This is a genomic window from Streptomyces sp. NPDC043427 (assembly GCF_056436655.1).
Genome location: NZ_JBWKCC010000050.1, coordinates 18,725 through 31,700, shown reverse-complemented (window position 1 = coordinate 31,700; position 12,976 = coordinate 18,725). Strand labels below are relative to the sequence as shown.

The following is a 12,976-nucleotide window of genomic DNA, read 5'->3' as shown; positions in this document are numbered from 1 at the left end:
CTCAATGCAACGTTGAGAGCGCTCTCAAAAAGGTACGGACCAACCCCACAGGCCTACCGCACGGAGGTGGAGAGTGCTCCGCACACTCAGATCCCGGCTCGCGGCAGCGGCGGGAGCCGCCGCTCTCGTCGGCACACTGCTCACCTTGGGACCGCCGGCCCAGGCCGCCGTCCCCGCCACCATCCCACTGAAGATCACGAACAATGCGGGCCGCGGCGAGCCCGTCTACGTCTACAACCTCGGCACCCTTCTGACCACGGGTCAGCAGGGCTGGGCGGACGCGAACGGCACGTTCCACGCCTGGCCCACGGGCGGCAACCCGCCCACCCCGGCGCCCGACGCCTCGATCGCGGGCCCGGCGGCCGGACAGTCCACGACCATCCGCATCCCCAGGTTCTCGGGCCGGATCTACTTCTCGTACGGGCGCAAGCTGGCGTTCAGGCTGACCACCGGCGGGCTCGTGCAGCCGGCCGTGCAGAACCCGAACGACCCGAACCGCGACATCCTCTTCAACTGGTCGGAGTACACGCTGGGCGACTCCGGCCTGTGGCTCAACAGCACCCAGGTCGACATGTTCTCCGCCCCGTACGCGGTCGGCGTGCAGCGCGCCGACGGCAGCGTGAGCAGCACCGGACACCTCAGGCCCGGCGGCTACAACGGCTTCTTCAACGCCCTGCGCGGGCAGCCGGGCGGCTGGGCGAACCTGATCCAGACGCGTTCCGACGGCACCGTCCTCAGGGCGCTCTCCCCGCTCTACGGCGTGGAGACGGGAGCCCTGCCCCGGTCCGTCATGGACGACTACGTCAACCGCGTCTGGCAGAAGTACGCCACGACGACACTGACGGTGACCCCGTTCGCGGACCAGCCCGGCACGAAGTACTACGGCCGGGTCTCCGGCGGCGTCCTGAACTTCACCAACAGCTCCGGCGCGGTCGTCACCGGCTTCCAGAAGCCGGACGCGGACAGCATCTTCGGCTGCCACAGGCTGCTTGACGCGCCGAACGACACCGTGCGCGGCCCGATCTCCCGCACCCTGTGCGCCGGCTTCAACCGCTCGGCCCTCCTGGTGAACCCCCACCAGCCGGACGCCGACCCGGCTGACTTCTACCAGGACACGGTGACCAACCACTACGCCCGCGAGATCCACGCCCAGATGTCCGACGGCAAGGCGTACGCGTTCGCCTTCGACGACGTCGGCAACCACGAGTCCCTCGTCCACGACGCCGGCCCACGACAGGCCTATCTGACCCTGGACCCCTTCAGCTGACCCGTGCTCGCCGAGTGTCGTTGCAGAAAGCGCACCTACCAGGCCGGCGCGTACCGGGACGTGCTGCTGCCCCGCCGGCGGAACCTGCTGGGGGGCACGATGTGGGACTCCCGGTGGCCGGACGGGTGGCAACCGGTACCTGGTGATCGGGCTCGGCGCGGGACAGGCCGTGGATCTCGACGTGCCGCCCGACCGGGACGAGCTGATCGCGTACGGGCCGCTGCTGTCCGACGACGGCATCACCTGGCTGGGTACGGCGGCGCTGGATCGAGCGCCGGGCCCGGACACGGCGCGAGCCGTCCTGACCCCGGGCCGGTACGCCGACGTCGAGGTCCATGCCTGGCAGTACGGCGTGCGGCGGCCGTCATGACCCCATGGTCGGCGGTGTTCTCAGGCACGCCCCGCCGCGCGGAAGTCCCAACCGCTCCAGGCGGGGATGTCCTCGCGGGCCTGCCGCCAGGCGGCGGGGAGGTCGGCCGTGCCGGTGCGGGCGGCGACCACGCCTCCCGCGATGGCGCAGGTCGTGTCGCGATCGCCCCAACCGGCGACGGTCTGCCACAGCGCCTCGGACAGGTCGTCCAGGTGTCCCGCGGCGGACCACAGGGCGAACGGCACGGTGTCCTGAGCCGAGATCAGGGTTCCCGAACCCAGCACGGACGCCGCGTGGCGCACCGAGGTGCGTTCGGGGAAGGTGGCGGCCACCAGCAGCCTTGAGCGGACGTCGCTCTCGGACACGTGTGAGGCGACCTCCCGCAGGAAGTCGGGGCGGGCCGAGGCCTCTTGACCTTTGCTGGAGGCCGCCAGCGCGGCGGCGACAGCCACGGCCACGGCGCCTGCCACGGCCTCCGGGTGGGCGTGGGTGGTCAGCGCCGACAGCCGGGCCTGCTCACCCGCGGCCGCCGGATCGTCCCCGAACCAGGCCCCCAGCGGGGCGACCCGCATCGCGGCACCGTTGCCGTGCGAGCCCTGTCCACCGAACTGTCCCGTGGTGACCGTCCGCCAGTGCTCGCCCTCCCCGATGCGCCGCAGCACACCGTGCATGGACGGCCCGTACTGGCGCCCCGGGTCGCGGTCGTACTCGGCGGCGAACTCCCGCGCCAGGTCGTCCGGGCGGACCTCGCCGTGAGCCGTCAGATGGGCGAACAGGACGAACGCCATGGCCGAGTCGTCCGTCCACGACCACGGCGCGGGGCGCAGTTCTCGCGCGGCCCACAGCTCCTCGACGGGCTCGTCGGAGAGCGTGAACCAGCCGTCGCCGAAGGCGTCGCCCATGACAAGCCCGTCGAGGGCGGCGTGGGCGTGCGGCTGACTGCTCATGGACGTGCTCCCCCGGCTGTGTGATCGGTCGTCGGCATTCTCTCGCATCACGGAGCCTCGCTGAGACGACATCAGTTCGGCACCCCGGGCAAGCGGACCCCGCCCCGGCCCCTGAGCAGGTGCGTTGCTACGGTGCCCCGGTGTCTGACTCCTCACGCGATACCGCCGAAGGCGCCGGCTGGGGCACCCTCGAACGCGGCGAGTACAAGAAGCTCATGCCGCCCAGGGTCGAAAAGCTCTCCTGGCTGAACCCCAAGACGCTGTGGGCCGCCCGCAACGGCGTGGTGGCCTCCTGGTTCGGCGACCCCACCGGCCGTACCCGGGGCCGCTGGGTGGCGCAGAGACAGGCCGCGGGGGCGCCCGCCGACAAGGTGATCCGGCGCGACTGCGAAGACAGCTTCTCCTTCATGGTGATCGGTGACACCGGCGAGGGCGACGACTCCCAGTACGCCGTCGTGCCGGGGTTTCTGAAAATCGGTCAGGGCACGGACTTCGCCGTCCTCGCGAGCGACGTGATCTATCCCGTGGGCAGCGCCGACGACTACGGCACGAAGTTCTTCCAGCCGTACCAGGATTATCCGGCCCCCATATTCGCGATACCCGGCAACCACGACTGGTACGAGGACCTCGGCGCGTTCATGCGCGTCTTCTGCGACGACGCCCCGCCCCTCGCCCCCGAGCCCGCGCCCCGACCGCTCACCCGGGCCTGGCTGCGGTCACTGCTGTGGCACCGGCCCCGTGCGATGGACGCTCAACACCTCGACAAGGTACGGCAGTTGCGGTCGGCGTCCGGCCAACGGGCCGTCCAGCCGGGACCGTACTGGGCGATCGACGCCGGGCCCGTTCGGATCATCGGCATCGACACCGGTCTGCTGGGCACCCTCGACGCCGAACAGGGCGCGTGGCTGCGCGAGGTGTCCAAGGGCCCACGCCCGAAGGTGCTGATCACCGGCTCGCCCCTGTACGTCGACGGCGAGCACCACCCCTGCCCGATCGACGGCGGCGGCACGGTCGACGAGATCGTCCGCGACCCGGAGCACCACTACGTCGCGGCGATCGGCGGCGACATCCACAACTACCAGCGCTATCCGGTGCAGTTGGACGGCGGGCGCACGCTCCAGTACGTGGTCTCGGGCGGCGGCGGTGCCTTCATGCACGCCACGCACATCATCCCCCGGGTCGACATCGCGGGCGTCACCGAGCAGGACTTCCGCTGCTATCCGCTGCGCGGCGACTCCCTCGCCTTCTACAGCGGGCTGTACGGCCGACGGCTGCGCCTGCGCCGCTTCTTCACGCTCACCGAGGCGGAGGCCACGGCCGTGATCGCGGAGCGCCTCGGCATCACACCGGCCCGTGCTCCGGGCCCGGACGCCCGGGTCACCTGGCGGACCCGGCTGGTCGCCAGCCTGTTGGGCGCCGGTGGGCGCCCCGACCGCACCTCGCGGTTCCGGCTGCCCGTGCGCAAGATCTACACCTCGCTGTTCTCCCCGGGTTCGGCGACCTACAGCCCGCCCTTCTTCAAGTGCTTCCTGCGTCTCGACGTCACCCCGGAGGCGATCCGGCTGCGCTGTTTCGCGGCGACGGGCAACCGTGCGCAGGAGCTCCACCCGCCGGTGGAGGACGAGGTCGTCATCCCGCTGGCCTGAGCCCCCCTGCGACAATCGAACGCAGCAGCGCCGGGGCCGTCTGTGCCCGTGAACGATGTGTGCCGTGAACGATGGAGGAAGCCCGTGCCGACGACCTCACGACCCCTGCGGAAGCTGGGCTTCCTGACCATCGGGCTGTTCGACGCGGACGACCCGCGCCGGGGCCACGAGACCACCCTGGAGATCATCGAGCTGGGCGAGCGGCTCGGCTTCGACAGCGCGTGGGTGCGCCACCGCCATCTGCAGTACGGCATCTCCTCCCCCGTCGCCGTCCTGGCGGCCGCCTCGCAGCGCACCCGGCGCATCGAGTTGGGCACCGCGGTGATCCCGCTGGGCTGGGAGAACCCACTGCGTCTCGCGGAGGACCTGGCGACGGTCGACATCCTGTCCGGCGGGCGGCTCAACCCGGGGGTCAGTGTCGGCCCGCCGATGCACTACGACCAGGTGAAGGACGCGTTGTACCCGGACACGGCCGACGCCGAGGACTTCGGTTACGAGCGGGTGCGGCGGCTGCTGGAGTTCGTGCGGGGCAAGTCCGCCACCGACTTCAGCGGGGTCGAGGGGTTCGAAGTGTTCTCCGACCGGGTGCAGCCGCAGTCTCCCGGTCTCGGCCGCCGTCTCTGGTACGGCGGGGGCAGCCTGAGCTCGGCCACGTGGGCCGGGGAACACGGCATGAACTTCCTCACCAGCAGCGTCGTCAAGGCCGAGAGCCCGGACGACACGCGGGGCTTCGCGGAGATCCAGCTCTCCCACGTCCGCGCCTTCCGCGCCGCCCACCCCGACGACGAGGCCGCGCGCGTCTCCCAGGGCCTCGTGGTCATCCCCACCGACTCCGCCTCACCCGAACAGCGCGCGAAGTACGAGGAGTTCGTGGCCAAGCGGCTGCCGCGCACCACGTCCCCGCAGGGCCCGGCCCGGCTGCTGTTCGCGCCGGATCTGGTCGGCACGTCCGAGGAGATCGCCGAACAACTGTACGCGCACGCCGCGTTCCGCGAGATCGACGAGGTGGCCTTCGCGCTGCCCTTCACCTTCGAGCACGAGGACTACGTGCAGATCCTCACGGACATCGCGACGCGGCTGGGCCCGGCGCTGGGCTGGAAGGCCGGAGGCACGGACCGATGACGACGTCCGACCGGCAGGGCTGGAGTTTCACCTCCGCGCGCGTGCCCGCGTTCTTCACCGCGTGCGAGGAGACCGAGGCACCGGGTGTCGGTCACGCGCTGGGAGCGGGCCGGACCTTGTGCGGCATCCCGGAAGAACGGCTGACCGTGTTCCGGAGTCCGTTCGACACGGGCCGGGAAACCGCCTGCGCGCGTTGCGTGGAGCGGGTGGCCGAGGCTCCCAGCGAGCCCGGAGTGCAGGAGCGCCTCCACGACCGAGTCCGGGGCGCGGCGGCCGGCCCCCTGCGCGAGGAGCTGCTCGCGGCGCTGCGGCAGGGAGCCGACGTCGGGCTCTGGATCAACGGACCGACCCGGACCCTGCTACGGCACTACGCGCAGCTCGACCGGATCGTCGAGGGCGGCGAACCGATCGAGGCCGTGGTGCGCGCGGACCGGCGCCTGGGACTGGCCCGAGTGGTCCACGGCACCCGTGAGTTCGTCGTGTTCATCCCGGAGGACGGCCGCCCGTTCGTGACCCGCGCGGAGCCCGCCTGACACAGCCGGTCAGAGGGGCTGGGGGCTTCACCAGCGGCCCGGCTCGGTCCCGGTGACCGGCTCCGACGGCTTGCCGTCCACGCCGACCGGTACGTCTCCGGCGAGCATCACCCGGTGCATGGTCCGGGGGAAGTCCAGGTGGGCGTTGTCGCTGGGGGCGAGGTGGATGGTGGCCCGGTTGTCCCAGAAGGCCACGCTGCCCGGCTCCCAGCGGAAGCGGACCGTGTACTCCGGGCGGACCGCCTGCTCCAGCAGCATCTCCAGCAGCGCCTGGCTCTCCGGGCGGGAGACGTCGGCGATCTGCTCGACGTAGTAGCCGTTGACGTACAGCACCCGCTCCCCCGTCTCGGGGTGGACGCGCACCAGCGGGTGCAGGGACGCGACCTGGTGGTCCAGCAGATGACGCAGGTAGGCGTCGTCGCCGGGGCGCGGCTGGTAGCCGACGCCGAGCCGGTGCTCGGCCCTGAGGCCGTCGACGAACTCCCGTACCGGCGCGGAGAGTCCGGCGTACGCGGCGGCCAGGTTGGACCAGGTGGTGTCGCCGCCGTAGGGCGGGACGGTCTCGGCGCGCAGGATCGTCGCGGCCGGCGGGTCGACGCGGGCGCCGTGGTCGCAGTGCCAGCCGCGCAGCAGGGTGTGCCGCCGGCGCCGTAGCCACTCGTCGTGCTCCATGCCGAAGCGGCCGCCCAGCTCCAGGCGGTCGGCGGTGGTCTCGATCTCCGGGAAGTCCGGCGGTGAGGCGCCTCCGCGCCTGCGCAGCACGACCGGTTCGCCGAAGCGGCGCGCGAACGTCACGTGCCCGGCGTGGTCGAGCCGCTGTCCGCGGAAGAAGACGACCTTCCAGCGCAGCACCGCCGCCCTGATCGCCGCGACCTGGGCGTCGTCGAGGCCGTCGGCCAGGTCGACGCCGGTGATCTCGGCGCCGATGTGTCCGGCGACCGGCCGCACCTCGATCCCCGCCGTCGGCTCCGTCGTCTCTCCCGTGCCCCAGTCCGTGGTCATGCGCGCTCCGATGATCGTCAGGTCGTGGTACCGGCTCCATGGAGATCGTGACAGCGATCGCCGGACGGGGCGACAGGGCCCCGCAGAAGGGGGCTGTCCCGTCGAATCGGATCGAATCCGTCACGATTCCAGCTCAACGGCCCTCGGTACTGCCGGACTTGCTGCCTTGACGGCGACTCGGAGCTACGGTGTATTCCCCCAGGTCGCGGTCAAGTCATCGGAGGAAAGGCCCGGTTGATCAGGTGACAGACTTTCCTCCCACCGTGGTGATCCTCACGGCACTGCCCGTGGAGTACGCAGCCGTACGCGCCCACCTCACCGACGTGGTGCGGCGCGAGGACGACTACGGCACGGTCTTCGACTGCGGACGGCTCGCCGACACCGGACTCACCGCCGCGGTGGCGCTGATCGGTGAGGGCAACGAGAACGCGGCGCTGATCACCGGGCAGGCCTACAACCTGTTCGGACCCAAGGCGCTGCTCTTCGTCGGCGTCGCGGGCGCGCTCAGCGAGGACCTCGAGATCGGCGACGTCGTCGTCGCCACCCGTATCTACGCCTACCACGGCGCGAAGGTGAACCCGGGCGCCTCCCTCGCCCGCCCCCGTGCCTGGGACGCCTCGTGGCGGCTGCTCCAGGCGGCGTACCGGGCGGCCCACGAGCCGGACGTCACGGTCCACTACAAGCCGATAGCCGCCGGCGAGGTGGTGCTCAACGACCGGGCGTCGAACCTCTCGGAGCACCTGGAGAAGAACTACAACGACGCCGTCGCCATCGAGATGGAGAGCGCCGGGGTCGCCCGGGCCGCGCACGTCAGCGGCAGGCTGGACACCCTGACGATCCGCTGCATCAGCGACAAGGCCGACGGCCGCAAACGGGAGGCGGACGCCAGGGGCACCCAGCGCCTCGCCGCCTCACGGGCCGCGACGATCGCCGTCGCCGTCCTCAGGGAGTTCGCCCAGAGCGTGGTGACGCGGCAGCGCCCTGGCCACGACTACGACCGGGCGACACCCGCACAGTCGCGGGCCGCGGAGAGCCCCTGGGCGGGGGCCGCTCCGGTGAGCAGAGCGACGCAGGATCCGGGGGCACGGGATCTGGGAACAACGGATCTGGGTGTAGCAGGTCTGGGAGCACAGGATCTGAGAGCAACGGAAAGAACCGGGCTGGCGGCGGGCCACCCGACAGCGGAGATGCACGGGGCGACGGCAGGTCGCGGGGCATCGGGAACACCCCTGGCGCCGGGAGTTGACGGGGCGCCGGAAACGCCCGGGACGACGGGACATCACGGACCACTGGAAACACCCGGGGCGGTGAGAGGCCACGGGGCGCCGGAAATGCCCGACGCCAGCAGAGGCCAGGGGACGCTGGAAACACCTGACGCCACCACAGGCCACGGGACACTGGAAACACCCGACGCCAGCAGAGGCCAGGGGGCGTCGGAAGCCCTCAGCGCGGCAGACGGACCCAGACCCACGGACGCTCCTCCTCCCGTCGCCCTCCCCCTGACGCCGGTCACCGGACCCACCCGCCGGTCCGGCCCCGTCCCACCCGCGTCCGCCGTCTTGTCGGACGGCCTCGCCACCGCCCGGCCGACGCCCGCCGAGGCTTCCTCGCCGCCCTCCGCCACGCCGGCCTCCGACGGCGCTTCCTCGGCGCCCTCCGCCTCCACCGTCGTACACGGCACCGAACCGCCGACATCCGCCGCTCCCGCCGCCCCGCCCGCCCCCGGCGGCCCCTCGCGGACGGAAGGCGCTCCGGCCGGCGTACGCGCACAGCTGTCGGGCGGGCTGCGCGCCGCACGAAGACACCTCACGCCGTTGCGTGCCGCGGGGCTCGCCTGCTTACTGATTCTGGGCGCACTCGTCCCCGTCGTGTTCTCCGGAGACGACGAGTCGCCGACCGGCCCGGGAGCCGCCTCGAGCCTGCCGACGTGCCCCGTGGACAAGGCCGACACCACGCTCCGCATCTCCGCCTCCATCGACCTGTCCAAGTCGCTCCACAACGCCGCCGTCGACTACGGCGCCCGCCGCGCCGACGGCCAGTGTGTGAAGATCACCGTCAGCGGCGTCAACTCCGGCACCGGGATGCGCGCCCTGGCCAAGGGCTGGACCGAGGCCGACGGACCGGAGCGGCCGGACGTGTGGTCGCCCGCCGGGAGCGAGTGGCTGGAGCTGGCCCGCTCGAAGGCGAGCCCCCAGGCCCTGAAGCGACTCCCGGAGACGGCCGAGCCGATCGTCACCAGCCCGCTCACGATCGCGATGCCCAAGACGATGGCGACGGCCCTGGGCTGGCCGGAGCAGCGGATCGGCTGGAAGCAGCTGGCGGAGTGGGCCAAGGACCCGGCTGACTTCTGGGCCGACCACGGCGAGAAGCAGTGGGGCGCCCTGAAGCTGGGCAAGACGAATCCCCACTACTCCACCTCCGGCCTCAACGCGACCATCGGCGCCTTCTACGCCAACACCGGCACCAGCGCCGAACTGTCCGAGAAGGACATCGAGGCCCCCGCCAACCAGGCGCTCGTCAAGACCATCGAGAAGTCGGTGGTCCACTACGGCGACACCACCCTGACGTTCCTTTCGAACCTGCGCGCGGCCGACGACTCGGGCGGTGAGAACGAGGTGGCGCGGTACATCTCCGCCGTCACCGTCGAGGAGAACGCGGTCGTGGCCTACAACCAGGGCTACCCCTGCGGCGCGTACAGCGACGAGCCGGAGTGCGCGAAGACCCGCAAGCCCAAGACGCCGCTCGTGTCGCTGTACCCCAAGGACAGCAACCCGGTCAGCGACCACCCCTACGTCACGCTCAAGGGCCTGCCCCCGGCCAAGCAGACGGTGTCCGCGGACTTCCTCCGGCACCTGCACGACCGGGACGTGTACGAGAAATACTTCGCGCCCTACGGCTACCGCACCCACGACCTGAAGCCGGGGGCGCCGATCGCCGAGGAGAACGGGGCTCTGCCGGACACGAAGATCTCCGCCTACAACCCGCCGAAGGGCAAGGTTCTCGACCGGATCCAGCAGACGTGGTCCCGGCTGCGCCGCCCCGCCAACGTCCTGGTCGTCATCGACACCTCCCTGTCCATGGAGGACAAGGTGCCCGGCACCGGCAGGACCAAGATGCAGCTGCTGAAGGACGCCGAACCGGCCCTGTTCGGCGAGTTCGGCCCGGCCGACCGGGTCGGCCTGTGGAAGTTCTCCAACGCGGCGAACCTCGACGGCGAGCACCACTACCAGGAGCTGGTGCCGGTCGGCCCGATGAACGACCCGGCACCGGGAGCCAAGGGCGTCCCCCGCCGCGAGCAGCTCACCAAGGAAGTGGGCGCCCTCGTCCCCAACGGCGCCACCGGGCTGTACGGCACCGTCGACGCGGCGGCGAAGGCGCTGCGCGAGGACTACGACCCGGACGCCATCAACGCGATCGTGCTGCTCACCGACGGACGCAACGAGGGGGTGCCCGCCACGCCGACGCTGGAGGAGGTCCTCTCCCGGATCGATGGCACCGACGACCGGGTCCGGATCTTCACCATCGCCTACGGCTCCGACGCGGACGAGCAGGACGCGGGCGGCAGGACCGTGCTCGAGAAGATCGCCGCGGCGACCGGGGCACGCGCCTACGACGCGAAGAACCCGAAGGTCATCGGCCAGGTGCTGACCAGCGTGATCTCCAACTTCTGAGCTCCCGGTTTGATCGAGCCGCCCGGTGTCGCCGACGCTGGGGGTACGGCTCAGTCGGAGGGAAGGCTTCACGGTGATCGACATTCCGGTGCACCAGCTCAACGACGGCACGGCACTCCCCGCGATCGGCCTCGGCACCTGGCCGATGAACGACGCGCAGGCCGAGGACGCGGTGGCGGAGGCCCTCGGCCTGGGCTACCGCCTGGTCGACTCGGCGACGAACTACCGCAACGAGAGTGGCGTCGGCCGCGGCCTGGCCCGCAGCGGTGTCCCCCGCGAGGACGTCGTGGTGACGACGAAGCTCCCCGGCCGGCACCACGGCCACGAGGAGACGCTCGCCTCGTTCGAGGAGTCGCGAGCGCGGCTCGGCCTGGAGTACGTGGACCTCTATCTGATCCACTGGCCGCTCCCCCGCGTCGACAAGTACGTCGACTCCTGGAAGGCCATGATCAAGCTCCGCGACGACGGTCTGGTCCGCTCGATCGGCGTCTCCAACTTCACCGTCGCCCACCTCGAGCGGCTGGAGGAGGAGACCGGGGTCCTGCCCTCCGTCAACCAGATCGAGCTGCACCCCCACCTCCCGCAGGAGGAGCTGCGCGCCTTCCACGAGGCCAAGGGCATCCGTACCGAGAGCTGGAGCCCGCTGGGCCGTGGCACACGTCTGCTGGAGGACCCCGCCGTCGTCGCGACCGCCGAGTCCCTCGGGGTCACGCCCGCCCAGGTCGTGCTGCGCTGGCACGTCCAGCTGGGCGCCGTACCGATCCCCAAGTCGGCGAGCCCCGAGCGGCAGCGCTCCAACCTCGACGTCTTCGGTTTCTCCCTCGGCCCCGCCCAGATGCGGGCGGTGTCGGAGCGGGCGCACCAGCGCATCGGCGGGGACCCCGAGACCCACGAGGAGTTCTGAGTTCCCTGGGCCGGGGTACCCGGGGCTGCCGGAGCGCCGCGCGGAAGGAGTGAGCACGTGGGTGAGCGGGAGCGGCTGCGGGAGTATCACGGCAAGCGTGACTTCACTCGGACGGCGGAGCCCGAGGGGCGGACGGCGCGCCCCGGGGAGGAGCCCCGGTTCGTCGTGCAGATCCATGACGCGAGCACGCTGCACTTCGACTTCCGGCTGCAGGTGGAGGACGTACTGAAGTCGTGGTCGATCCCGAAGGGGCCGTCGCAGGACCCGAAGGACAAGCGGCTCGCCGTGCCCACGGAGGACCATCCGCTGGAGTACGAGGAGTTCGAGGGCGTCATCCCCCGGGGCGAGTACGGCGGTGGCACCGTGATCGTCTGGGACGGCGGGACCTACGAGCCGCTCAGCCACGACCGCAAGGGGCGGCCCGTCGACTTCGGGGAGTCCCTGCGGCGGGGGCACGCGACGTTCCGGCTGCACGGTGCGAAGCTGCACGGCGAGTACGCGCTGACCCGGTTCCGGAGCGGTGACGACGGCGAGGAGGCGTGGCTGCTCGTCAAGGCCGGCCGCGGGGAGCGGCCGGGGCAGGGGCACCGGACGCCCGACCCGCGCCGGGCGCGTTCGGCACGCACGGGGCGGACCCTCGGCCAGGTCGCCGCGGAGGGCTGAGCGCCGACGAGCGCACCGGCGATCCTCCGAAAACGACCCGAACTCCCCTTGTACGCCTCGATGTTCGCAGCGGCACGGCGCTACGTCGTGCTCGGCCGTGCGAACCAGGAGGCTCTTCGTATGCGCACCTAGTGTCCTGCGCCCGAAGTTCGTAGGCAGTTCTGCTGCGCCACGAACGGTCAAGGCGCCTGGTCGGCCGCTTGAGTTGGGCCGATGCGGCATGTCGAAACTACCGACAGATTAACGGCGCAGGACACTAGTGCTGCGACCGGAAAGGTTCACCGGCTCGCGACGCCCGGCACGGCACCTCGCCGCGTTGTCGCATCACCCGAGTACATCCAGTACGCGGGTCATGCTCCGCCTTGCGAGGCACCGCACCGGACGCCGCGAGCTTCCCGGCAAACCTTTCCGGTCACAGCACTAGCTCCGCACCGGCCTGACCGGCGCTCTCGCCGCCGCGACGGTCCTCGTCGGCACCACGACCGCCCAGGCGACACCGCCCGAGCCGGGGTGAGTGCCCGGCTGATCGCGCAGAGGACCGTCGGCGACACGGACTACATCCTCAGAGAGATCACCATTCCGGCAGGTCAGGCCACCGGCTGGCACTACCACGACGGTCCGCTGTACGGGGTGGTGAAGCAGGGCACGCTCACCCACTTCGACTCGACCTGAGCGTCCGACGGCGTTTACCAGAGGGGCAGCGCCATCCAGGAGCCGGCCGAGCCCACGTACGTGCACACAGGCCGCAACCTGGGCGACACGCCGCTCGTCCTGGAAGTGCTGTAGTGCTGCCGCACGGCGCGCCGTTCTCCGAGGACGCGCCCGACCCGGGCTGCCCGTTCCAGTGATGG

At 71.3% G+C, this 12,976-nt stretch carries 9 protein-coding genes and 2 pseudogenes; 9 read left to right on the top strand and 2 right to left on the bottom strand.

Annotated elements, in window-relative coordinates; all coding sequences use genetic code 11:
* Positions 1-73: 73 nt before the first annotated feature.
* Positions 74-1,267, top strand: coding sequence for a glycoside hydrolase family 64 protein (locus AC067M_RS44210; protein WP_478702662.1), 1,194 nt, complete (start codon positions 74-76; stop codon positions 1,265-1,267).
* Positions 1,268-1,303: 36 nt separating this feature from the next.
* Positions 1,304-1,637 (top strand): annotated as a pseudogene (locus AC067M_RS44205) (YciI family protein); the annotation flags it as partial.
* A 20-nt stretch (positions 1,638-1,657) separates the two neighbouring features.
* Here the strand turns inward: AC067M_RS44205 and AC067M_RS44200 are convergent.
* A complete protein-coding gene (locus AC067M_RS44200) occupies positions 1,658-2,584 on the bottom strand; it encodes an ADP-ribosylglycohydrolase family protein (protein WP_478702661.1) in 927 nt (308 codons plus the stop codon).
* Between the two features lie 140 nt (positions 2,585-2,724).
* Here AC067M_RS44200 and AC067M_RS44195 point away from each other — a divergent pair, with 140 nt between their 5' ends.
* From AC067M_RS44195 to AC067M_RS44185, 3 genes are all read left to right on the top strand, one after another.
* On the top strand, positions 2,725-4,230 hold the full coding sequence (locus AC067M_RS44195) for a metallophosphoesterase family protein (protein WP_478702660.1): 1,506 nt from the start codon (positions 2,725-2,727) through the stop codon (positions 4,228-4,230).
* An 84-nt stretch (positions 4,231-4,314) separates the two neighbouring features.
* The gene (locus AC067M_RS44190) at positions 4,315-5,352 is read left to right on the top strand and encodes an LLM class flavin-dependent oxidoreductase (protein WP_478702659.1); all 1,038 of its coding nucleotides are present in this window, start codon (positions 4,315-4,317) and stop codon (positions 5,350-5,352) included.
* Positions 5,349-5,885 carry a hypothetical protein gene (locus AC067M_RS44185; RefSeq protein WP_478702658.1) on the top strand — a complete coding sequence of 179 codons (537 nt, stop codon included), beginning with the start codon at positions 5,349-5,351 and terminating at the stop codon, positions 5,883-5,885. Before AC067M_RS44190 ends, AC067M_RS44185 begins: the two co-directional genes overlap by 4 nt.
* Before the next feature lie 27 nt (positions 5,886-5,912).
* On the opposite strand, the gene AC067M_RS44180 is transcribed toward AC067M_RS44185, so the two are convergent.
* Complete coding sequence (locus AC067M_RS44180; RefSeq protein ID WP_478702657.1) at positions 5,913-6,887, bottom strand: TauD/TfdA dioxygenase family protein; 975 nt, start codon at positions 6,885-6,887, stop codon at positions 5,913-5,915.
* A 242-nt stretch (positions 6,888-7,129) separates the two neighbouring features.
* On the opposite strand from AC067M_RS44180, the gene AC067M_RS44175 reads away from it, so the two are divergent.
* From AC067M_RS44175 to AC067M_RS44160, 4 genes and pseudogenes are all read left to right on the top strand, one after another.
* The gene (locus AC067M_RS44175; RefSeq protein ID WP_478702656.1) at positions 7,130-10,558 is read left to right on the top strand and encodes a phosphorylase family protein; all 3,429 of its coding nucleotides are present in this window, start codon (positions 7,130-7,132) and stop codon (positions 10,556-10,558) included.
* A 73-nt stretch (positions 10,559-10,631) separates the two neighbouring features.
* Positions 10,632-11,462, top strand: a complete 831-nt coding sequence (locus tag AC067M_RS44170) for an aldo/keto reductase (RefSeq protein ID WP_478702655.1) — start codon at positions 10,632-10,634, stop codon at positions 11,460-11,462.
* 57 nt (positions 11,463-11,519) lie between these two features.
* Entirely contained in the window at positions 11,520-12,125 is a 606-nt protein-coding gene (locus AC067M_RS44165) for a DNA polymerase ligase N-terminal domain-containing protein (RefSeq protein ID WP_478702654.1), read from the top strand.
* Positions 12,126-12,561: 436 nt separating this feature from the next.
* Positions 12,562-12,973, top strand: a pseudogene (locus AC067M_RS44160) (cupin domain-containing protein).
* Positions 12,974-12,976 lie beyond the last annotated feature (3 nt).

Excerpts from the sequence above, each read along its gene's own strand:
- AC067M_RS44200 (WP_478702661.1), bottom strand. The coding sequence starts at position 2,584 with ATGAGCAGTCAGCCGCACGCCCACGCCGCCCTCGACGGGCTTGTCATG.
- AC067M_RS44185 (WP_478702658.1), top strand. The coding sequence starts at position 5,349 with ATGACGACGTCCGACCGGCAGGGCTGGAGTTTCACCTCCGCGCGCGTG.
- AC067M_RS44180 (WP_478702657.1), bottom strand. The coding sequence starts at position 6,887 with ATGACCACGGACTGGGGCACGGGAGAGACGACGGAGCCGACGGCGGGG.